Source organism: Ancylobacter sp. FA202 (assembly GCF_000380205.1).
Classification (GTDB): domain Bacteria; phylum Pseudomonadota; class Alphaproteobacteria; order Rhizobiales; family Xanthobacteraceae; genus Ancylobacter.
Window position 1 is genome coordinate 133,547 of record NZ_KB904818.1, and the last position, 22,024, is coordinate 155,570.

At 68.5% G+C, this 22,024-nt stretch carries 20 protein-coding genes; 7 read left to right on the forward strand and 13 right to left on the reverse strand.

Annotated features, from left to right (window positions below; all coding sequences use genetic code 11):
* Nucleotides 1-91: 91 nt before the first annotated feature.
* Nucleotides 92-1,483: a malonyl-CoA decarboxylase gene (locus A3M1_RS0100520; RefSeq protein ID WP_018386988.1), complete on the reverse strand. Its 1,392-nt coding sequence runs from the start codon at nt 1,481-1,483 to the stop codon at nt 92-94.
* Between the two features lie 172 nt (nt 1,484-1,655).
* Between A3M1_RS0100520 and A3M1_RS0100525 the strand changes: the two genes are divergently transcribed.
* The 4 genes from A3M1_RS0100525 to A3M1_RS0100540 all read left to right on the forward strand — a co-directional run bounded on the left by A3M1_RS0100525 (nt 1,656) and on the right by A3M1_RS0100540 (nt 6,099).
* Nucleotides 1,656-2,399, forward strand: a complete 744-nt coding sequence (locus tag A3M1_RS0100525) for a DUF3750 domain-containing protein (RefSeq protein ID WP_018386989.1) — start codon at nt 1,656-1,658, stop codon at nt 2,397-2,399.
* A gap of 93 nt (nt 2,400-2,492) precedes the next feature.
* Complete coding sequence (locus tag A3M1_RS0100530; protein WP_018386990.1) at nt 2,493-3,320, forward strand: lytic transglycosylase domain-containing protein; 828 nt, start codon at nt 2,493-2,495, stop codon at nt 3,318-3,320.
* A 238-nt stretch (nt 3,321-3,558) separates the two neighbouring features.
* Entirely contained in the window at nt 3,559-4,272 is a 714-nt protein-coding gene (locus A3M1_RS0100535; RefSeq protein ID WP_018386991.1) for an outer membrane protein, read from the forward strand.
* Between the two features lie 186 nt (nt 4,273-4,458).
* Entirely contained in the window at nt 4,459-6,099 is a 1,641-nt protein-coding gene (locus A3M1_RS0100540; protein WP_018386992.1) for a GMC family oxidoreductase, read from the forward strand.
* 158 nt (nt 6,100-6,257) lie between these two features.
* On the opposite strand, the gene mepA is transcribed toward A3M1_RS0100540, so the two are convergent.
* On the reverse strand, nt 6,258-7,154 hold the full coding sequence (gene mepA, locus A3M1_RS0100545) for a penicillin-insensitive murein endopeptidase (RefSeq protein ID WP_018386993.1): 897 nt from the start codon (nt 7,152-7,154) through the stop codon (nt 6,258-6,260).
* Entirely contained in the window at nt 7,154-8,164 is a 1,011-nt protein-coding gene (locus tag A3M1_RS0100550) for a L,D-transpeptidase (RefSeq protein ID WP_018386994.1), read from the reverse strand. Before A3M1_RS0100550 ends, mepA begins: the two co-directional genes overlap by 1 nt.
* 173 nt (nt 8,165-8,337) lie before the next feature.
* On the opposite strand from A3M1_RS0100550, the gene A3M1_RS0100555 reads away from it, so the two are divergent.
* Nucleotides 8,338-8,721: a PRC-barrel domain-containing protein gene (locus A3M1_RS0100555; protein WP_018386995.1), complete on the forward strand. Its 384-nt coding sequence runs from the start codon at nt 8,338-8,340 to the stop codon at nt 8,719-8,721.
* A gap of 66 nt (nt 8,722-8,787) precedes the next feature.
* Here the strand turns inward: A3M1_RS0100555 and A3M1_RS0100560 are convergent, their stop codons facing one another.
* A complete protein-coding gene (locus tag A3M1_RS0100560; RefSeq protein ID WP_018386996.1) occupies nt 8,788-8,982 on the reverse strand; it encodes a YegP family protein in 195 nt (64 codons plus the stop codon).
* A 67-nt stretch (nt 8,983-9,049) separates the two neighbouring features.
* Complete coding sequence (lepA, locus tag A3M1_RS0100565; RefSeq protein ID WP_026221067.1) at nt 9,050-10,855, reverse strand: translation elongation factor 4; 1,806 nt, start codon at nt 10,853-10,855, stop codon at nt 9,050-9,052.
* Nucleotides 10,856-10,956: 101 nt separating this feature from the next.
* Here lepA and A3M1_RS0100570 point away from each other — a divergent pair, with 101 nt between their 5' ends.
* Nucleotides 10,957-11,592, forward strand: coding sequence for an MBL fold metallo-hydrolase (locus A3M1_RS0100570; RefSeq protein WP_018386998.1), 636 nt, complete (start codon nt 10,957-10,959; stop codon nt 11,590-11,592).
* A gap of 241 nt (nt 11,593-11,833) precedes the next feature.
* On the forward strand, nt 11,834-12,670 hold the full coding sequence (locus tag A3M1_RS0100575) for an MBL fold metallo-hydrolase (RefSeq protein ID WP_018386999.1): 837 nt from the start codon (nt 11,834-11,836) through the stop codon (nt 12,668-12,670).
* 179 nt (nt 12,671-12,849) lie between these two features.
* Here the strand turns inward: A3M1_RS0100575 and A3M1_RS0100580 are convergent, their stop codons facing one another.
* The 8 genes from A3M1_RS0100580 to pdxY all read right to left on the reverse strand — a co-directional run bounded on the left by A3M1_RS0100580 (nt 12,850) and on the right by pdxY (nt 21,900).
* Nucleotides 12,850-14,142: an amidohydrolase family protein gene (locus tag A3M1_RS0100580; RefSeq protein ID WP_018387000.1), complete on the reverse strand. Its 1,293-nt coding sequence runs from the start codon at nt 14,140-14,142 to the stop codon at nt 12,850-12,852.
* A gap of 12 nt (nt 14,143-14,154) precedes the next feature.
* Nucleotides 14,155-15,099, reverse strand: coding sequence for an ABC transporter permease (locus A3M1_RS0100585; RefSeq protein ID WP_018387001.1), 945 nt, complete (start codon nt 15,097-15,099; stop codon nt 14,155-14,157).
* Nucleotides 15,099-16,166: an ABC transporter permease gene (locus A3M1_RS0100590; protein WP_018387002.1), complete on the reverse strand. Its 1,068-nt coding sequence runs from the start codon at nt 16,164-16,166 to the stop codon at nt 15,099-15,101. Before A3M1_RS0100590 ends, A3M1_RS0100585 begins: the two co-directional genes overlap by 1 nt.
* A 232-nt stretch (nt 16,167-16,398) precedes the next feature.
* Nucleotides 16,399-17,961, reverse strand: a complete 1,563-nt coding sequence (locus A3M1_RS0100595; RefSeq protein WP_018387003.1) for an ABC transporter ATP-binding protein — start codon at nt 17,959-17,961, stop codon at nt 16,399-16,401.
* A gap of 263 nt (nt 17,962-18,224) precedes the next feature.
* A complete protein-coding gene (locus A3M1_RS0100600) occupies nt 18,225-19,265 on the reverse strand; it encodes a BMP family protein (RefSeq protein ID WP_018387004.1) in 1,041 nt (346 codons plus the stop codon).
* Between the two features lie 108 nt (nt 19,266-19,373).
* Entirely contained in the window at nt 19,374-20,117 is a 744-nt protein-coding gene (locus A3M1_RS0100605; RefSeq protein WP_018387005.1) for an NUDIX domain-containing protein, read from the reverse strand.
* Between the two features lie 33 nt (nt 20,118-20,150).
* A complete protein-coding gene (locus A3M1_RS0100610) occupies nt 20,151-21,047 on the reverse strand; it encodes a PhzF family phenazine biosynthesis protein (RefSeq protein WP_018387006.1) in 897 nt (298 codons plus the stop codon).
* A 4-nt stretch (nt 21,048-21,051) separates the two neighbouring features.
* Nucleotides 21,052-21,900, reverse strand: coding sequence for a pyridoxal kinase PdxY (gene pdxY / locus A3M1_RS0100615; protein WP_018387007.1), 849 nt, complete (start codon nt 21,898-21,900; stop codon nt 21,052-21,054).
* Nucleotides 21,901-22,024 lie beyond the last annotated feature (124 nt).

Sequence of the window (22,024 nt, forward strand, 5' to 3'; positions counted from 1 at the left end):
GATCCCGGACCCGCCCCCGGACCCTCGCGGGCATCGGGCATAAGGCCGGCCGCCCTGTCAAGGGCAGGCGGGGGACCGGCGGCCTCTCCCGCTACCCCGCCGCCTCGCGCAGGGCCGGAGGCTTCTGGGCCTCCTCGGCACGGGCCAGCCGGCGCACCTGCGGGCTCGCCACGATGGTGCCGCGGTCGAAAAAGGCCTCGTGGTTCTTCTCGATATCCTCGGTGAGATAGCGGTAATTCACCATCAGCCCGAAGGCCTGCGCCATGCCGCGCGGGGAGAGATCGCCGAACGGGTTGATCCGCTCCAGCCTTGCGCCATTGCCGAGATGGAACCGCGCGACCGGGTCGAGCGGCTTGCCTTTGGATGAGCGTGCGACCAGGAAATAATGCGCCGCCAGTGCCTCAATGACGGGGCGCAACGCCTCCCGCGCCGCCGCATCAGGCACCTCGCTGCCGGCAAGGGCGGGAATCGCGGCGAGCGCGCCGCGGTCGTCCGGGGTGAGCACCTTCGAGGCCGGATCGGCCCTCTCGGCCTCCACCCAGGCGCGGAATCCCGGCACCGGCGAGAGGGTGACGAACTCCTTCAAATTGGGGAATTCGCGGGAGATTTCCGCCACCACCTGCTTGATCAGGAAATTGCCGAAGCTCACCCCGCCGAGCCCGGTCTGGCAAGTGGAGATGGAATAGAACACGGCGGTGCGCGCGCTTTCCGGCGCCAGCGGCGTGCGGGTCGTGTCGAGGATGGGGGCGATGGCGGACGGCGCCTCGCGGGTCAGCGCCACCTCGACGAAGATCAGCGGCTCGTCGACCAGTGCCGGGTGGAAGAAGGCGTAGCAGCGCCGGTCCGGCGAATCGACGCGGGCGCGCAGATCGTTCCAGTCGCGGATTTCGTGCACCGCCTCATAGCGGATGATCTTTTCCAGCACATTGGCGGGGGTCGACCAGTCGATCCGGCGCAGCACGAGAAACCCCCGATTGAACCAGGAAGCAAACAGATGGGTGAAGTCGCGGTCGACCTCGGTGAGGTCGCGGCGGCGGGGAAGCACGCCGAGCAGGTCGGCGCGCATCGCCACCAGCCGCGCCGTGGCGCCCGGGGCGAGGTTGAAGCGGCGGATCAACTCCTGCCGGCGCGGCTCGCTGGCGGCGTGCAGTTCCGCCACGCTGCGCCCGCTCGGCGCGGCGTGATGGGCGGCCAGCGCCGCCTCCAGCCGGGCGGCATCCGGCCCGAAAGCGGTGGCCAGCGTCTCGAAGAAGGCGATGCGCTCGCCGGTGCGCAGCCCGGCATAGGCGGCAAGGATCTCCTGCGCCAGCGCGACGCCGGAGGCCTCGCCCTGCCCCGAGAGCAGCCGCTCGCACAGAAGCGCGACGCTCGCCGCCCGCGCCTCACCGGCCGGCCGTCGCTCCCGCCCGCGATCGAGCAGGGCGCGGCCACGCTCGGCAATGGTGCCGAGCAGGTCGCCGAAGAAGCTGGTTCCGCCGTCCATCCGGCCCTCGTCGCGTAAGTTCACCGCGCCATCTGACCCTCGCCGGGCGACGGGCGCAAGACACGACATGCCGGAGCGGCACGGGCGGCGGCCCCCTCGCCCGGACACGTTTTCGCGCGCAGGCGGCGCGAGCCCTTTAAAATCCACGGCTTGATGGGCATGTTCGGTGCCAATGCTCACGGCCCTCCGCCTCACCCTCATTCTCTTCGTCCTGCTCTTCCTCCTGCCGCTCGGCGCCCATGCGCTGGTGCAATGGCAGACGGCTGACTGGTCGCGCAGCTGGGGCACCGCCGACTGGTCGAGCACCGGCACGCTGCCGGCGGCCGATGCCCATCCGCAAGCCATGGTCCGCATCTACGCCGCCCGGGTCGGCCGCTGGCGCGGCATCTTCGCGGTGCATAGCTGGATCGTGTTCAAGGGTCCGGGCGCCGGCGCCTATGAGCGCTACGACAAGGTCGGCTGGGGTCGGCCGATCCGCCACAATGGCTACGCGCCGGACGGGCGCTGGTATGGCAACGACCCGGAAATCGTGTTCGAGGCCACCGGCGAAGACGCCGAGCGCTTGATCCCGAAGCTGCGGGCGGCGATCGCCTCCTACCCCTTCGGGGACGCCGGCGACTACCATGTCTGGCCGGGGCCGAACTCCAACAGCTTCGTTGCCCATGTGATCGGGCAGGTGCCGGAACTCGCCGTCACCCTGCCCCCGACCGCCATCGGCAAGGATTACCCGGTGGATGGCGACTGGTTCGGGCTGGCGCCCTCGCGCACCGGGGTGCGGGTGTCGCTGGACGGCTATCTCGGCCTCACCGTCGCCTGGGTGGAAGGCATCGAGTTCAACCTGCTCGGCGCCGTCGCCGGGCTGGACCTGCGCCGGCCGGGCATCAAGCTACCGGGCTTCGGGCGCATCGGCATTTGAAACCCGATGAAGCACGCCCGTTGACGCCAAGGTGAAACGACCCGTTCATCCGGCTGGGTCATGCTGGCAACAGGCGAACCGAGAGGGGCGAAAATGATCGAGAGCATGTTCAGGCATTTGTGGCGTGGTAGCCTTGCGGCGCTGTGCCTGCTGCCATTGGCCGTCGCCCCGGCATTGGCGGCGACCTGCGGCAACGACGCCTCCGGCTTTGCCGCCTGGCTGCCGGCCTTCAAGCGCGCGGCGCAGGCGCAGGGGATTTCGCCCCAGGCCCTGCGGGCGCTCGACGGCGTGACCTACGACACCACGGTGATCCGGCTCGACCGCAACCAGAAGCACTTCAAGATGAGCTTCGAGCAGTTCGCCGCCAACCGCATCAGCGCCGGCCGCATCGCCAAGGGCAAGCAGAAGCTCCAGCAATACGCCTCGACGCTGGCCCGCATCGAGCAGCGCTATGGCGTGCCGGGCGAGGTGGTGGTGGCGATCTGGGGGCTGGAGACCGATTACGGCGTCAACCAGGGCAAGATGTCGATCATGCGCTCGCTCTCCACCCTGTCCTATGACTGCCGGCGCAGCGCCTTCTTCACCGCGCAGCTGCTCGACGCGCTGCGCATTTACCAGCATGGCGACCTCACCCTCGACGAGATGCGCGGCGCCTGGGCCGGCGAGATCGGCCAGACCCAGTTCCTCGCCTCCTCCTATGTGAAGTTCGCGGTCGATTTCGACGGTGACGGCCGCGCCGACCTGGTGCGCAGCGCGCCCGACGTGCTGGCCTCCACCGCCAATTATCTGCGCGGCTATGGCTGGCGCCCCGGCGCCGGCTGGGGGCCGGGCGAGCCGAACTATCAGGCCCTGCTCGGCTGGAACAAGGCGGAGGTCTATGCCCGCACCATCGGCGTGTTCGCCGCCAAGCTGAAGCAATAGGCGCGGCCCGGCCACGCCCGCCCTCGGGGTGGGCGACGGACTGGAAGGTGGCACTCATGTGGCGCTACCGTCACGCCGGCCGGGAAACGCCCGGCCGCCCGCGTTTCCGCATGGTAATACTTGACGCCATGGTTGCGAAGGTTCTTCACTTCACCCAGACGCAAGGTAAGGCACTCCCCGCCATTGGTGACCGTTGCGTCGGCTCTGCGGGGAGCCGCAGAACGACGTGGGGGACGGCATGAAGGCCTTGGCAATCGCTGCGACACTACTTGTTTCCTCCGGTGCCGCCTTCGCGGCGGACCTGCCGTCGGCGCCCGCGCCGGTGATGAAGGCGGAGGTCTACGTGCCCGCCTTCAGCTGGACCGGCCTCTATCTCGGCGGACAGGTCGGTTACAGCTGGGGGGACGCCGACAGCTCCCTCTCGCTGCCCGGCCTGCCCGACTATGCCACCTCCTCGGGCAGCCCGAGCGGCGTCTTCGGCGGCGGCTTCATTGGCTACAATTATCAGTTCGCCTCTAATCTGGTCATCGGCATCGAGGCGGACGTGAATGGTGGAAGCCTCAGTTCCACCGATTCCATCGCCGCCTTTGGCATCCCCGTGCTGAGTGCCACGGCGACGCACGAGCTGGAGTGGTTCGGCTCGGTGCGCGCGCGCGTCGGCTACGCCTTCGACCGCTTCCTGCCCTTCCTGACCGCCGGCTATGCCTTCGGCTCGGCCACGACGACCTATGCGGCGACCGGCGTGCGGATCTCCCCCTCGGAGACCGTGTCGGGCTGGACGGTGGGCGGCGGCCTCGAATATGCGGTCACCGACAACATCCTGGCGCGCATCGAGTATCGCTATACCGATTACGGCGACCTGTCCTCGCCCGTGCCCTATTACGGCAACCTGACGGTGAACCACTCCTACACCACCAGCGACCTGCGCCTCGGCCTGAGCTACAAGTTCTGACGCGGCGGCGCGGCGGCTGCGGCCCGGCCAGCGGCCGGGCCTCGACGCAGGTTCGCCGCGCACGACCGCCCATCAGCGAACGACCCATCAGCGAACAGCCCATCAGCGAACAGCCCTTGCGCGGGATTTCGGCTTGCCGCGCGGGAAGGCGGACGGCTTTATCGCACCTCCCGTGATACTGCCCAGGTGCCTGCCGTGACCAACGCCCCGACCGATTCCGCGGAAGCCTATGACTACATCGTGGTCGGCGCCGGCTCGGCCGGCTGCGTGCTGGCGAACCGGCTTTCGGCCGATGCGAAGAACCGGGTGCTGGTGCTGGAGGCCGGCGGGCGGGACAACTGGATCTGGTTCCACATTCCGGTCGGCTATCTCTTCGCCATCGGCAATCCGCGCGCCGACTGGTGCTTCAAGACGCAGGCCGAGGCCGGGCTGAACGGGCGGGCGCTGAACTACCCGCGCGGCAAGACCATTGGCGGCTCCTCCGCCATCAACGCCATGATCTATATGCGCGGCCAGGCGGCCGATTATGACCACTGGCGCCAGCTCGGTCTTGCCGGCTGGGGCTGGGACGACGTGCTCCCCGTCTTCAAGCGGCATGAGGACCATTATCTCGGCGCCGCCGAATTCCATGGCGGCGGCGGCGAATGGCGGGTGGAAGCGCCGCGCCTCACCTGGAAGCTGCTGGACACGGTGCGCGTCGCCGCGCAGCAGGCCGGCATTGCCCCGATCCCGGATTTCAACACCGGCGACAATGAAGGCTCGTCCTATTTCCAGGTGAACCAGAAGCGGGGCCTGCGCTGGAGCGCGGCGCGCGGCTTCCTCAAGCCCGTGCTCTCCCGGCCGAACCTGCGGCTGGAAACCTCCTGCCACACCGAGCGCGTGCTGATCGAGGACGGCCGCGCCGCCGGCGTGGTCTACCGGCAGAACGGCGTCACAAAGGTGGCGCGGGCGCGCGGCGAGGTGATCCTCACTGCTGGCGCCATCGGCTCGCCGCATCTGCTCAAGCTCTCCGGCATTGGGCCGGGCGAGGAACTGGCGCGCCATGGAATCGCGGTGGCGCACGCCCTGCCCGGCGTCGGCGCCAATCTGCAGGACCATCTGCAATTGCGGATGATCTACAAGGTTTCCGGCGTGCCGACGCTGAACGAACAGTACCACTCGCTGTTCGGCCGGGCGAAGATGGGGCTCGACTTCGCGCTGTTCCAGCGCGGGCCGCTGACCATGGCCCCCTCGCAGCTCGGCATCTTCACCCGCTCGCGCGCCGGGGTGGAACATGCCGACCTTGAATTCCACGTCCAGCCGCTTTCGCTCGGCAAGTTCGGCGAGCCGCTGCACCCCTTCCCCGCCTTCACCATGAGCGTGTGCAATCTGCGCCCGACCAGCCGGGGCGAGGTGACGCTCGCCAGCGCCGACAGCGCGGCGGCGCCGCTGATCCAGCCCAATTATCTCGCCACCGAGGAAGACCGCCGGGTCGCCGCCGACAGCCTGCGGGTCGGCCGGCGCATCGTTTCCCAGCCGGCGCTGGCGCCCTTCGCGCCGGACGAGTTCCTGCCGGGCAAGGCGGTCGACGACAGCGAAGCGGCGCTGGCCAAGGCCGCCGGTGATATCGGTACCACCATTTTCCACCCCGTCGGCACGGCGAGGATGGGCCTTGCCTCCGACCCGATGGCGGTGGTGGACGCGCGGCTGCGGGTTTTCGGCATCCGGGGCCTGCGCGTGGCGGATGCCTCTGTCATGCCCACCATCGTCTCGGGCAACACCAATTCGCCGACCATCATGATCGCCGAGAAGGCGGCCGGGATGATCCTGGAGGATGGGCGGGGGTAGGCGAGCCCTCCGCCCGGCCCTGGGCCCCGGATCAGCGCCGCGCACGCGCGGCTTGTCCGGGGAACGGGTCGCTCCAGCGTGTCCCGGCCCAGCGCAGCCGAAGGCGGAGCGCCGCGCCGGGACCCAGGGGAAACGAGGCGCCGCAGGCGCCCCGCCCTTCACGGCGCCAGCACCACCTGCCGACAGGCCTCGGGCAAATCCTGCATCAGCATGGGCGGCTTGGGCTTGGGCGGGGTGGTGGGCGGCTTCGGGTTGAGGTTGCCCTCCGAGAACCACCAGTCGAGCTCGGCGCCGCAGCCCTCGCCCGGCACGACAGGGTCCTGCGGCCGGCAGTCGGGCGCGCCTTCCGGGCAGGAGAGCCGCACATGCATGTGGTAGTCGTGCCCCCAATAGGGCCGCACCTTCTGCAGCCAGGCGCGGTCGCCCTTCGCATCGCGGCACAGTGCCTTCTTGATCGCGGCATTGACCAGCACCCGCTCGACCTCCGGGTCCTGCGCCGCCGCCTTGATCACCGTGATATGCGATGGCGTCCACACCGCCGGATCGACATCGCGCCGGTCCTTGCGCACCACCATGGTGGCGGAGATCTTCTCGCGCTCCTCGCGGGAGAGTTCGCGCCTCGGCATTGGGGTCAGCCAGATATCGGCGTCGAGGCCGATCTGGTGCGAGGCATGGCCGGTGAGCATCGGCCCGCCGCGCGGCTGGGAGAGGTCCCCCACCAATATGCCCGGCCATTGCGAGACTGACGGCACGGTGGCGGAGAAGCGTTCGAGGAAGGCGATGAGGTTGGGATGGCCCCAATTGCGGTTGCGCGACAGGCGCATCGCCTGCCAGGTCGCGCCGTTCACCGGCAGCGCCTGCGCGCCGGCGAGGCAGCCCTTGGAGTAGAAGCCGATCGACCGCGCTTCGAGCGGCGCCGGCGCTTTAGCAGCGCCAAAGACCTGCTTGGCCGGCAGCGAATCGAGCCGGGCGGCAGGCGCCGTCTGCGCCGCCGCCGGCCCGGCCAGCAGCAGGGCGAGGCCAGCAAGGCCCGCTCGCCGCAGCACCCGGCGCATCAGCTCGTCGCCCGCGAGAGAATGACGAAATCCTTGTCCGAGCGCGTGTCCGGCTTGGCGGAGAGCTCGGTGACGAACAGGGTCGAGCCGGGCACGAGCAGTTTGGACAGCTGCTGGTTAGCGCTGGGCGCCACGGTGACGCGGTCGATGGCGCCGGCCGCCTTGCCGGCGCTCGCGCCATAGCCCTCGAAGGACAGTGCCGTCCACGACACCTCGCCGCCGACGTTCTTCAGCACATAGACGACGTTGCCGATCGGCGTCTGCGGGTCGCGGATCGTCACCGGGGCGGTGAACGCCACCGCGCCATCCTTGAGCACGGTGAGCGCCATGTCGGCCTGGCTGACGATCATCGCCACCGCGTCCAGCGCAGGGTCGGGCGCGGCTTCCGTGTCGGGCGTGCCATTGGCGTTCTTCGGGTCGTCCTTGGCGATCGCGGCGGTGGCGTCCGCCGGCAGCACGAGGCCGGGGTGCAGCACGTCCACCGGCTGGGAATGGGCGTCGGCGATGATAACAGGCGTGCCGAAATGGGTGACGGAGAACAGCAGCTTGGAAAATTCCAGCGGCAGGTGCACGCAGCCATGCGAGGAGGGATAGCCCGGCAGCCCGCCCGCATGCAGCGCCACCCCCGACCAGGTCAGCATCTCGGTGAACGGCATGGAGGCGTCGTTATAGAGCGAGGAATGGTGGTCGACATCCTTCTCAAGGATGATGAACACGCCGGTCGGCGTCTCGTGTCCGGCCCGGCCGGTGGAGACCGTCGACACGCCGATCCGCACGCCATTGCGGTAGACATAGCAGCGCTGGTCCGGCAGCGAGACGATGATGGCGACGAAGCCCTCCGGCGCGCGCTCGGGATACCAGACATACTGGCCGGGCTTCAGCGTATCCACCTCGACCGGGGCCTGCGCCCGCGCCGGCAGCAGCCCTCCCGCCGCCAGCGCCAGGGCGGTGCCGCCGACCCGCAGCAGGGTGCGGCGGTCGGCGCGGAAACCGTTCGCGGGGTCCGACATGTGCTGATTCTCCCTCTCGTCCGTTGGCGCGACGATACCGGCCACGCTCCGCCCGCGCATCTGCCGAATTCTGGTCGGTTCGGCCCGGCGGCGCCGCGGCGCCGGATCTTTAGGGAACCGCCGTCGTTTCAGCACGTTGCCCCTGTGACCATTGTTTGCAAAGGGAGGCCAACATGCAGACGACGCAGCAGAATGTCGACGCGCGCGAAACCCGCACGCTGATCGGCAGCGACAAGGTGGAAGGCACCGCCGTCTACCGCCCGAATGGCGACCGTATTGGCGGCATCGAGCGGGTGATGATCGACAAGCTGACCGGCCAGACCGCCTATGCGGTGATGAGCTTCGGCGGGTTCCTCGGCTTCGGCGAGGACTACTACCCGTTGCCCTGGTCGCTGCTCAAATATGACGAGACCCTCGACGGCTATGTCGTGGACCTGACCGAGGAGCAGCTCACCGGCGCGCCGCACCACGCCAGCTCGGACGAGCGCTCGTGGCAGGACCGCGAGTGGGGCCGCAAGGTCGATGATTATTACAATGTGCCGCCCTACGTCATCTGACGCGGCACGCAGCATCACGGAACGGTCGGGCGCGAGCCCGGCCGTTTTCGTGTTGCGAGGCCCCACTCAGCTCGCCGCTTCCTGCGTGGTGTCGACCACGGCGGCGTCGGGAACGTTCTTCTTGATGGAGTCGATGGCGGCGAGCGCGGAGGCCTTCGCCTTGTAGCCCTCAGATGAGAACATCGGCTCGCCATTCGAGGCCCGGAAACGGAACCGGAACTCGCCCGCCTTGTCCTTGTAGACTTCAAATTTGTAGGCCATGCGCTGCCTCCCCCTCTTTGAGGAGGAGCATGTCAGCACGAAACGCCGGCCTTGGGTAGCGCGGGGCTCAGTCGTCGACCTTCAGCGCGGCGATGAAGGCTTCCTGCGGAATCTCCACACGACCGAACTGGCGCATCTTCTTCTTGCCCTCCTTCTGCTTGTCCAGAAGCTTGCGCTTGCGGGAGATGTCGCCGCCATAGCACTTCGCGGTCACGTCCTTGCGCAGGGCCTTGATGGTCTCGCGGGCAATGATCTTGGCGCCGATCGAGGCCTGGATCGGGATCTGGAACAGGTGCTGCGGGATCAGATCCTTCAGCTTCTCGCACATCGCCCGGCCGCGATATTCCGCGCGGGTGCGGTGCACCAGCATCGACAGCGCGTCCACCGGCTCGGCATTCACCAGGATCGACATCTTCACCAGGTCGCCGACGCGGTAGTCGGTAATCTGGTAGTCGAAGGAGGCATAGCCCTTCGAGATCGACTTCAGCCGGTCATAGAAATCGAACACCACCTCGTTCAGCGGCAGGTCATAGGTGAGCATGGCCCGCGCGCCGACATAGGTCAGCTCGATCTGGCTGCCGCGCCGGTCCTGGCACAGCTTGATGACCGAGCCGAGATAATCGTCCGGGGTGAGGATGGTGGCGCGGATCCACGGCTCGCGGATTTCCTTGATCTTGATGACATCCGGCATGTCGGCCGGGTTGTGCATGTCGATCACGCTGCCATCGTTCATCTCGATCTCGTAGATGACCGAGGGGGCGGTGGCGATGAGGTCGAGGTTGAACTCGCGCTCCAGCCGCTCCTGGATGATCTCCAGATGCAGCAGGCCGAGGAAGCCGCAGCGAAAGCCGAAGCCCAGCGCGGCGCTGGTCTCCATCTCGAAGGAGAAGCTGGCATCGTTGAGGCGCAGCTTGCCCATGGCGGCGCGCAGATCCTCGAAATCGGCGGCATCGACCGGGAACAGGCCGCAGAACACCACCGGCTGCGCCGGCTTGAAGCCCGGCAGCGCCTCGGCGGTGGGGCGCTTCTCGTCGGTGATGGTGTCGCCGACGCGGGTATCGGCGACTTCCTTGATCGAGCCGGTGAGGAAGCCGATCTCGCCGGTGCCAAGCTCGGCCATCACGGTGAGCTTGGGGGTGAAGACACCGACCCGGTCCACCTCATAGACGGCGCCGGTCTGCATCATCTTGATCCGCATGCCCTTCTTCATCGTCCCGTCGACGATGCGAACGAGCACGACGACGCCGAGATAGACGTCGTACCAGCTATCGACCAGCAGCGCCTTCAGCGGCGCCTCGCGGTCGCCCTTGGGCGGCGGCAGGCGGGTGACGATGGCTTCCAGAACGTCGGGAATGCCGATGCCGGTCTTGGCCGAGATGAGGATGGCCTGCGAGGCATCGAGGCCGATCACGTCCTCGATCTGCGCCTTCACCTTTTCCGGCTCGGCGGCCGGCAGGTCGACCTTGTTCAGGACCGGCACGATCTCGTGATTATTGTCGATGGCTTGGTAGACGTTCGCCAGCGTCTGCGCCTCGACGCCTTGGCTGGCGTCGACCACCAGCAGCGAGCCCTCGACGGCGGCGAGCGAGCGGTTCACCTCATAGGCGAAGTCGACATGGCCGGGCGTGTCGATGAGATTGAGGACGTAATCCTTGCCGTCCTTGGCCGTGTAGGACAGCCGCACCGTCTGCGCCTTGATGGTGATGCCGCGCTCGCGCTCGATGTCCATGCTGTCGAGCACCTGCTCGGACATCTCGCGCTCCGACAGCCCGCCGGTGATCTGGATCAGGCGGTCGGCAAGGGTCGACTTCCCATGGTCGATATGGGCGACGATGGAAAAGTTGCGGATGTTGGCAATCGGCTCGGTGCTCATGCCGGGCGGGATAGCATTGGCGCCGTTACGCCACAAGGCGGCGCCTTGCATGCGGGCGGCCCTTCGACCACATTCGCGCGGCCTGTCGCCAAGGAGTCCCCATGCCTGAACTCAAGGTCGCCATCGTTCCCGTCACCCCGTTCCAGCAGAACTGCTCCATCGTCTGGGACGAGACCACCAAGCGGGGGGCGGTGATCGACCCGGGCGGCGACCTGCCCCGCATCCTCGCGGCGCTGGAAGAGCTGGAGGTGACGGCGGAGAAGATCGTGCTCACCCACGGCCATATCGACCACGCCGCCGGCGCGGCGGAACTGGCGGAAACGCTGAAGATTCCCGTGGAAGGCCCGCATCTCGGCGACAAGTTCCTGCTCGACAACCTGCCCGCCGATGGCGTGCGCACCGGCATTCCCGGCCGCGCCGTCACCCCCGGCCGCTGGCTGGAGGAAGGCGATGCGGTCGACATTGGCGGCGTTGCTTTCGAGGTGCTGCATGTGCCCGGCCACACGCCCGGCCATGTCGTGCTGGTCAGCCGGGAGAACAAGCTCGCCATTGTCGGCGACACGCTGTTCCAGCGCTCGGTGGGGCGCACCGATTTTCCCTATGGCGACGGGCCGCTGCTCATCAAGGGCATCAAGGAGAAGATTCTCCCCCTCGGCGAGGCCTTCACCGTGCTGCCCGGCCATGGCAACGCCACCAATATCGCGCTGGAAAAGCGGACCAACCCGTTTCTGCGCTGAGCGGGATTGCGCCAGCAAGACCGTCAGGACCGGGCGTGGCCCGGTCCTCCACGACTTGGGGCGATGGCGCTTCCGAACACGTCGTGGATCCCCGGGCCAAGCCCGGGAATGACGTCACTCAGTGACTGCAGGCCGTCCGCGATGTCGGGGGCACACCACGCCGCCCCGCCACGAAACTGTGACTCGCCCTGACGCTAGGGAGGGTCAATGATGCCGGGAACGCTAGCCCGGAGCCTCAGCCATGCAGTGCCCCCTGCCGCGTATCGCCCCTCTCGGCCCGGCCCTGCTCCTCGGCCTCGCAGCGCTGTTCGGCGCCACGCCCGCCCTCGCCCAGGCGGAACGATGCCCGAAGCTGGTGGCGGACAATCCCTTCCTGCAGCGCCTCGCGCCGCGCGCGCTTCCCGCCGCCTATGTCGGGCCGCGCGAGGTGGGGCTGACTTATATCGGCCACTCCACCTTTCTGATCGAGACCGCCGGCGGCGTCACCGTGGCCACCGACTATAACGACTATGTCCGCCCCGCGGTCGTGCCGCGCGTCGCCACCATGAACCGGGCGCACTCGACGCATTATTCGCTGAACCCCGATCCCGGCATCGAGCATGTGCTCAAGGGCTGGCGCGACGACCGCGACCCCGTGCATTACGATCTCGACATCGGCGATCTTTGGGTCGGCAACCTGCAGACCAATATCCGCGACTGGCAGGGTGGCACCATCCACAACGGCAACTCGATCTTCGTATTCCGCGCCGCCGATCTGTGCATCGCCCATCTCGGCCATCTGCACCACACGCTCACCCATGAGGATATCGGCGCGCTGGGACGGCTCGACGTGGTGCTCGCGCCGGTCGATGGCAGCTACACGCTCGACGTCGACGGCATGATCGAGGTGCTGAAGGCGCTGGAGGCGCCGGTCATCATTCCGATGCACTATTTCAACGAGGGCACGCTCGACAACTTCCTCGCCCGCTTCGCCGGACGGGACTACGCCATCGAGCGGCGCGAGAGCGCCGAATTGGTGCTCTCGCGCGAAACGCTGCCGCGCAAGCCGACGGTGATCGTGCTGCCGCCGAGCCGTTGAGGCGCAGCCGTCCACTCGTCCGCTTGATGAACGTCATCCTGAGGCGCCCGGCCAACGGCCGGGCCTCGAAGGATGCTGCGGCGAGCGCCAGAAAGCCATCCTTCGAGGCTCTGCGCGAGCACCTCAGGGATGCTCGCTCAGCGAGCACCCCGGGATGACGTCGCTTCTCTGCGGCCCCGTTAGCCCGCCGCCGGCGCATAGGCCGAGGGGTCGACCAGCCCCGGCCGACCCGGCAAATCAAGCACCGAGACGCGCGGCGCGCCCTCGGCGATCACCCGGCCGCGCCGCACCACGAACAGCCGCGCGGCCTTCAGCCTTATCGCCTCGATCGGGTCGGCCGCCTGCAGCAGCACGAAATCGGCGTTGCAGCCGGGCGCGATTCCATAGCCTTCCAACCCCATCAGCTTGGCCGAATTGGCGGTGATCGCCTCGAAGCACCAGCCCATCGCCTCGCGCGAGGTCATCTGGCCGACATGCAGCGCCATATGCGCCACCTCCAGCATGTCGCCGGAGCCGAGCGAGTACCAGGGGTCCATCACGCAGTCATGGCCGAAGGCGACATTGACGCCGGCCGCCCGCAGTTCCGGCACCCGCGTCATGCCGCGCCGCTTGGGATAGGTGTCGTGCCGGCCCTGCAGGGTGATGTTGATCAGCGGGTTGGCGATGACGTGGACGCCGGCCTCGGCGATCAGCGGGATCAGCTTGGAGACGTAATAATTGTCCATGGAATGCATGGAGGTGAGGTGCGAGCCCGTCACCCGTCCCTGCAGGCCGAAGCGCTGCGTCTCATAGGCCAGCATCTCGATATGGCGCGAGAGCGGATCGTCGCTCTCGTCGCAATGGATGTCGACGCGCAGGCCGCGCGCGGCGGCGATCTCGCACAGGGCTGTGAGCGAGGCGGCACCATCGGCCATGCTGCGCTCGAAATGCGGGATGCCGCCGACCACGTCGACGCCCATGTCGAGCGCCCGCGTCAGGTTCGCCGCCGCGTTGGGGGAGCGGTAATAGCCGTCCTGCGGGAAGGCGACGAGCTGGAGGTCGATATAGTCCTTCACCTTCTCGCGTACATCCAGCAGCGCCTCCACCGCCAGCAGCCGGTCGTCGCAAATGTCGACATGGGTGCGGATGGCGAGCAGGCCCTGGCTCACCGCGAGGTCGCAATAGCGCAGCGCCCGTTCGATCACCGCCTCATGGGTCAGGATCGGCTTCAGCTCACCCCACAGGGCGATGCCCTCCAGCAGCGTGCCGGACTGGTTGAGGCGCGGCAGGCCGAGCGAGAGCGTCGCGTCCATGTGGAAATGCGGGTCGATGAAGGGCGGCGCCACCAGCTTGCCGTCGGCGTCGATGACGCGCCCGGCCTCGGCCTCGATGCCCGGCTCGACCGCGACGATGCGGCCGCCCTCGCAGGCGATGTCGATGCCGCTGCGCCCGTCCGGCAGGCGTGCATTCTTGACGAGAAGGTCGATGCTCATGGGGGTTCCAGACTACCTTTGGCCTTTGAAGTACGGCTTCATCAGCGCGCGGGGATAATCCGCGCGGCGGGCGACCAGCACAAGCGCGGCGATGGAGAAGATATAGGGCAGCATGAGGAAGATCTGGCTCGGCACCACCCCGCCGGCAATGGTCTGGATACGCAGCTGGTAGGCGTCGAGCGCGCCGAACAGCAGCGCTCCCAGAAGCGCCTTGCCCGGCCGCCAGGAGGCGAAGACGGTGAGCGCGATGCACACCCAGCCGCGCCCGTTGATCATGCCGAAATAGAAGGCGTTAAAGGCCGAGAGCGTCAGGAACGCCCCGCCCAGCGCCATCAGCGCCGAGCCGGCCATAACCGCGCCGATGCGCAGCGCCACCACGGAAAGCCCCTGCGCCTCCACCGCCTCCGGATTGTCGCCCACCGCCCTGAGCGCGAGGCCGAGCGGCGTGCGGGCGAGCACGAAGGCCAGCACGCCGACGCAGGCGAAGGCCAGCACGGTGAAGCCGGTCTGCTGGGCGAGGATCGGCCCGATAAAGGGCAGATCGCCGATCAGCGGCACGTCGAGCGGGGCGAACGCCTCGATGCGCGGCGGGGTCGCCACATTCGGGAAGGCGACGCGGTAGCCGAAATAGGCCATGGAGGTCGCCAGCAGCGTCACCCCGATGCCGGTGACGTGCTGCGACAGGCCGAGCGGCACGGTGAGCACGCCGTGGACCAGCCCGAACAGCGCCCCCACCAACGCCGCCACCACCACGCCGCCCCAGAGCGGCAGGCCGAGATAAACCGCCAGCCAGCCGGACATCGCCCCGGCGACGAAAATGCCCTCAATGCCGAGATTGAGCACCCCGGCCCGCTCGCACAGCAGCGCGCCGAGCACGCCGAAAATCAGCGGCGTGGCGATGCGGATGGTGGCCGCCCAGAAATTGGCCTGGGTGAGAATATCAAGCGCCTCCCACATCAGGCGGTCCCCCGGCGCACGAAGACGATGCGAAAGCGCGTCAGCAGCCCGCCGACCAGCACGCTGAGCAGGGCGAAGGCGACGACGAGATCGGCGAGGTAGTTGGAGACGCCGATCGCCCGGCTCATCGAATCCGCCCCGACGAACACGCCGGCCACGAACAGCGCGGCGGGGATGACGCCGAGCGGCGAGAGATTGGCCAAGGTCGCCACCACAATGCCGGCATAGCCGAAGCCGGGCGAGAGATCGGCCGTGAGGTAGCCCTTCAGCCCCGCCACTTCGCTCGCCCCGGCGAGACCGGCGAGGCCGCCGGAGAGCAGGCCGACCAGCGCCATCGCCTTGCCCACCGGGAGGCCGGCATAGCGGGCGGCGCGGGCATTCTCGCCGACCGCGCGGATGCGGAAACCCCAGACGGTGCGGGTGATGAAGACATGCAGCGCCACGGCGGCGAGGATGGCGAGCACCAGCCCCCCATGCAGCCGCCAGCCGCTCACCAGCTTGGGCAGCGTCGCCTCGTCCAGCACCGGCGCCGATTGCGGCCAGCCGAGCGCCATCTCGTCCTTCATCGGCCCTTCCAGCATCATCTGCACGAAGAGCAGCACGATGAAATTGAGCAGCAGCGTGACCACCACCTCGTCGGCGCCGAAGCGGGTCTTGAACAGCACCGGCACCAGCAGCAGCACCGCCCCGGCGAGCGCGGCGCCGATCAGCACCAGCGGCACCAGCACATAGGACGGCGCCTCGATCAGCCCGGCGCCCAGGGCCACGGTGGCGAGCGCGCCAGCATAAAGCTGGCCCTCGGCGCCGATGTTCCACAGCTTGGCGCGGAAGGCGACGGCGGCGGCGAGGCCGGTGAAGATGAGCGGCGTCGCCCTTGTCAGCGTTTCCGCCAGCGCGAAGCCATTGCCCGCCGCGCCCTGCGCCATCAGCGCGAAGGCGGTGAATACAGGCGCACCGGTGAGCGCCAGCGGAATGGCGGTGAGCGCCAGCGCCGCAAGCCCGGCGCCGATGGAGACGGCGACGCTCAGCCAGACCGGGGTGCGGGCGCGGGGCACGAAGCGGATCATGAGTGCCACCTCGCGGACGGGAAATGAGGGGTGGGCAAGCCTCGCCTATGCATCCCTACGCCGTCATGGCCGGGCTTGACCCGGCCATCCACGTCGTGCCGCCGGGAGCGGGCGGAATCAAAGACGTGGATCCCCGGGTCAAGCCCGGGGATGACGTCGCATGTGAAGTGTCGCGTCATCCCGAAGCGCTCGCGCCGCGAGCCACGAGGGATGTCCGTTCCCGATTCCCCCATCATGCCGCCTCCCCCGCGCCATGGCCGGCCATCATCAGCCCGACGGTGCGGACATCGAGCCCGACGGCGTCCAGAGCCGGCGAGAGATGGCCGGCATGGACCACGGCGATGCGGTCGGACAGGGCGAACAATTCGTCGAGGTCTTCCGAGATCAGCAGCACCGCCGCCCCGCGCCCGCGCGCGGCGATCAGCCGGCGGTGCACATCGGTGGTGGCGCCGATGTCGAGGCCGCGCGTCGGCTGGTGCGCCAGCACGAGCTTCGGCTCGCGCTCCAGCACGCGGGCCAGCACCACCTTCTGCATATTGCCGCCCGAGAGCGCGCGGATCGCTGCGTCGGGACCGGGGCAGCGCACGTCATAGGCCTGGATCGCCGCCGCAGCCCGGGCGCGGATGGCGGCGCGGCGGATCAGGCCGGCGCGCTGGTTTTCGGGGGCGGCAATGGTCTCCAGCACGAAATTCTCCGCCACGCTCAGCGAACCGATGGTGCCGTCGCGGTGGCGGTCTTCCGGGATGCGCCCGACATGGGCGGCGACGCGCCCGGCCGGATCGGCGCCGGCCAGACGCCGGCCGTCGATCGTCGCCTCCCCGGCGCGGGCCGCCGCGAGGCCAGCGACCAGCGCGGCGAGCGCCCCCTGCCCGTTGCCGGAGACGCCGGCAATGCCGACGATCTCGCCGGCGCGCACATCGAGATCGGCGCTCTCCAGCCGGTCGCGCTGGGAGGGCGCGCCGACGCTCACCCGACGCAGGCTCAGCACCGGCGCGCCGGGGGTGGAGGGCGGGCGCTCGCGGGCGGGAATGGCGCGGCCGACCATGAGTTCGGCCAGCGTCGCACGGTCGGCGCCCAAGGTCGGCCGGTCGGCCACCTTGGCGCCGCCGCGCAGCACCACGACGCGCCCGCACAGCGCCAGCACCTCGTGCAGCTTGTGGCTGATGAAGATGACCGCCAGCCCCTTGGCCGCCAGCGAGCGGACGGTGGCGGCGAGGCTGTCGGCCTCCTGCGGGGTGAGCACGGCGGTCGGCTCGTCGAGGATCAGCACCCGCACGTCGCGATAGAGCGCTTTCAGGATTTCGATGCGCTGCTGCTCGCCCACCGAGAGCCGCGCCACCGGTACGTCGAGATCCACCGTGAGGCCGCTCTCGTCCATCAGCCGCGCGATCTTGCCCCGCGCCCCGCGCCCCCTCGGGCGCAGGCTCCACAGCGACTGGGTGCCGAGCACGATGTTCTCGAAGCCGGTGAGGTTCTCGGCCAGCGCGAAATGCTGGTGCACCATGCCGATGCCGGCCGCCAGCGCCGCCTGCGCCGAGCCGCCGGGCAGCGGCGCCATCCGCCCCTCGCTATCAGCAATGGAAACGCTGCCCTCGTCGGCGATGTAATGGCCGAACAGGATGCTCATCAGCGTGGTCTTGCCGGCACCATTCTCCCCCAGCAGCGCCACGATCTCGCCGGCCCGCACATCGAGGTCGATAGCGTCGTTCGCCGTCAGCGGCCCGAACCGCTTGGTGATGCCTTTGAGCGAAAGGACGAGCCGGCGTGGGTCGGGGTGGCTTGCATCGGGGTGCATGGAATATCCAAATCAGGAAAGCGGCCCAACTGACAGGTCCTCATGCCCGGCCTTGACCCGGGCACCCAGTGGCACAGCGCAACCCGGTCCCCTTGGTCCCCGGGTCAAGCCCGGGGATGAGGGAAGAAGGGTGGTTGGTCAGCGCTCCCGGATCGGCCTTATGGCCGTGCGGGATGATGGCCGTTTGGGCGAGGCGCCACAGTCCCTCACCCCGGCCCTCTCCCCGACGGGGAGAGGGAGGTGGGCGGCGCCGTCGTCCCGCCTCACAGCGTCGATTTGGGCTCGCCATCATTGACGTTGACGCGGAAGAGACCGTCCTTGATCTCCTTTTCCTTCACCAGCACCATCTCGATCACCTCGGGAGGCACCAGCTTGGGGTCGAGCGGGGCGAGGCTGGCGCCGCCTTCGGCCATGTAGCTGTAGGGGCCGTAATCGGCGGCGGTGAAGGTGCCGTCCATCACTTCCTTGATCGCCTTGTCGATGGTCGGCTCCATCTGCCACAGCGCCGAGGCGATGATCGTGCCGGGATACTGGGCTGACGTGTCGATGACATTGCCGATCGCCTTCACGCCGCGCTCCTTGGCGGCGTCGGAGACGCCGAAGCGCTCGGCGTAGAGAACGTCCGCGCCCTTGTCGATCTGGGCGAAGGCCGCCTCCTTGGCCTTGGGCGGGTCGTACCAGGAGTTGATGAAGGTGACGATGAACTTCACGTTCGGGTTCACCGAGACCGCGCCTTCCATGAAGGCCTGCATCAGCCGGTTCACCTCGGGGATGGCGTAGCCGCCGACCAGGCCGATGACGTTCGACTTGGTCGCCTTGCCCGCCACCATGCCGGTGAGGAAGGACGGCTCATGGATGAAATTGTCGAACACCGAGAAGTTCGGCTTGGTCGGACCGAAGGAGGAGCCCATGAGATAGGCGGTCTTGGGGTAATCGGCGGCGACCTTGCGGGCCGGGCGCTCCACCGCGAACACTTCGCCCACCACGAGGTCCGCACCCTCCTCCGAGTACTGGCGCATCACGCGCTCATAATCGGTGTTGGCGACATTCTCGGAGAATTTGTAGGTGATGTCGCCGCGCGCCTCGGCGGCCTTCAGCGCCTTGTGAATGCGCGAGACCCATTGCTGCTCCACCGGCACGGTATAGATAGCGGCGACCTTGATCGGCTTGGCCTTGCCGGCGGCGAAGGCCTCGCGGCCGGCCACGGTGAGGGCGAGAGCGCCCGCGCCGAGGGCCAGCAACTGCCGCCGATCGAGCACGCCTGATGAAAAAAGCGGCAGGCTCCCAGACGACTTGCGCAGCATTTTCCTGTTCTCCCCGAAAAAGCACCGGCGGCCCACCCGAGCGCAGCGCCGCGATTGCCCCCGCTTATGCGAGTGTCATGCCATTTTCGAACTGTCTGGTCCGAAAAGTCACGGCGTCATTGTACCCTGTCCCCAGCCCTGTTCCCAAGCATGGGCGAGATAGCGGCGGATGAGGGGCGACATGCCCTCGGCAAGGTCCTGCGGGCCGCGCACCACCCGCACCTCGTCGAATTCCGGCCGGCGCTCCCCGGCGCCGAAGCGGCGGACGCGGGCGGCGAGCGCCTCCGCCTCCTCGCCCGCGCGCACCTCGCGCAGCAGCGCCAGCCGACGTGAATCGTGCAGCGCGGTCCAGCCCGGCGCCAAAGTGAGCTTATCGGCCGTGAGGCCCGTCTCCTCGGCCAGTTCGCGCAGCACGCTGCCTTCAAGATCGACGCTTCCATCCGGGGTGATGTCGGACAGGTCCGGCGTGCCGGCGGCGAAGTAGATGCGGCCGGCATTGGCGGTCCATTGCGCCATGCGGATCATGACGAAGCCGCCATCGGAACCACGCAGCGCGCCCATGGCGAAGGAGACGCGCAGCAGCGGGTGCGCGTGCTCGCGCGCCAGCAACCACAGCAGCGCGGCATAGTCGGCCTCGCCATACTGCGCCACCAGCCGCTGCGCCTCGAAACGATGCGCGCCGAGCAGCAGCACGCGCCCGTTCCACAAATCCGGATTGGCTTCCTTGCGGGCGGCGTAATGTGCGTCGATCGCCGCCCGCTCCTCGGCTGAGAAGGCGAGCGCGCCGGGCGCGAGCCGCGCCTCGACATGGTCGAGCGCCACCAGCGTCGGCGTCTCCGCCGGCGCCGTCATCCTCACCACCCCGCCGGGCGCTCGGGCAGGACGTCACACATGCAGCACGCCTTCCGAGACGATGACCGCGCCGCCGCCAATGGTGACGGCGGCGAGCGCCCCACCCTCCACCTGCAGGCCGAGGCGCACCAGGCTCGGGCGTCCCATCTCGACGCCCTGCAGGATGTCATAGGCGTGGAAGCCATCGCCCGGCTGCTCGCCGGCCAGCAGCGCAGCGGCCAGCGCGGCGGCGGCCGAGCCGGTCGCCGGGTCCTCGTCGATGCCCATATTGGCGGCGAACATGCGGGCGCGGAAATCGCCCTCGCCATCCTCGTCGCGGCAGAACACATAGACGGAATCCGCTCCGCCGCCGAAGGTGGAGATCAGCCGCGCCGCGCTGGGGCTGATGCGTGCCAGCGCCGAGCGCGAGGCGAGCGGCACGCAGACGAAAGGCACGCCGGCGGAAGCGATCACCGGTCCATAGCCGTCGAAGCCGATATCCGACGTGTCGAGGCCGAGCGCCTGGGCGCAGGCTTCCCGGCTCATCGGCGCGGCGTCGAGGATTTCCGGAATGCGCGGCACAGTGAAGGTGGCGCTGCCGGAACGCTCGCCGCGCACCGAGACATGGCAGGCCACCGGCCCGACATTCTCCTCCAGCACGAAATCGTCTGTCGTGGTCACCCCCTCGCGCAGGGCGAGCAGCACCGCCGCGCCGACAGTGGGATGCCCGGCGAAGGGCAGTTCGTGGCTGGTGGTGAAGATGCGCAGCCGCGCCCGGTTTTCCTCCTCCTGCGGCGGCAGGATGAAGACCGTCTCCGAGAGATTGAACTCGCGGGTGATGGCCTGCATGTGGTTGCCGTCGAGCCCTTCCGTATCGAGCACGACGGCCAGCGGGTTGCCGGAGAGCGTCCGGTCGGTGAAGACGTCGAGCACAACGAAGCGGCGGGCCATGGGGTCAGATCTTCTCCGGCGTGAAGAGACGGGACGGGGTGACGAATTCATCCTGCGCGGCGATGGTGAGGATCTCGCGCGATCCCGCCGCTGCCGTGCGGGCCAGCAGGCCATAGGCCGAGGAGGCCGCCTTGGAGAGCGCCTCGGCGGTGGAATGGCTGGCCTTCCAGTGCACGAAGAACAGCGCCGCGATGGCGTCGCCCGCCCCGTTCACCGAAATGTCGAGCTTGGGCGTGCGCAGCCGGAAGCGCCCGTCCGGCCCGGAGGCCATGAGGTCGATCGAATCGTCCGGCGTGTCCTCGGTGTGCAGGCTGGTGACCATGATGACGCGCGGCCCGGTGGCGTGCACGGCGTCGCAGGCGGCGATCGCCCCGGCCAGCGTCGAGGAGGAGCGCCCGGAGAGATAATCCAGCTCGAACTGGTTCGGCGTGATCAGGTCGGCCGCCGGCACGGCGCGCTCGCGCATGAATTCGGGAATGCCCGGCCGCACGAACACGCCGCGCCCGACATCGCCGATAACCGGGTCGCAGCAATAATGCGCCTCGGCATTGGCGGCCTTCACCCGGCCGACCGTGTCGAGAATGGCGTCGCCGATCTCGGCCGCGCCCATATAGCCCGAGAGCACGCCGTCGCAGCGCGGCAGCACGTTGCGGTCTTCCAGCCCCCCGACCAGCTCGCGGATCAGCTCGGCGCCGAACACCTCGCCGCGCCAGGCGCCATAGCCGGTGTGATTGGAGAACTGCACCGTGTGCAGGCCCCACACCTCGTGGCCCAGACGCTGCATGGGGAACATGGCGGAAGCGTTCCCCACATGCCCGTAGGCCACCCAGGACTGGATCGACAGAATATTCATGCGTAAGCGCCCCGAATTTGCCAGACGATCCGCGCTTAGCGCCCTAAACGCAAGCGCTCAAACGAAATTCCGCGCGGCTGCCATAAGCGAAATCGATACGTGGCGGGCGCGCCGCCCCCTTGTC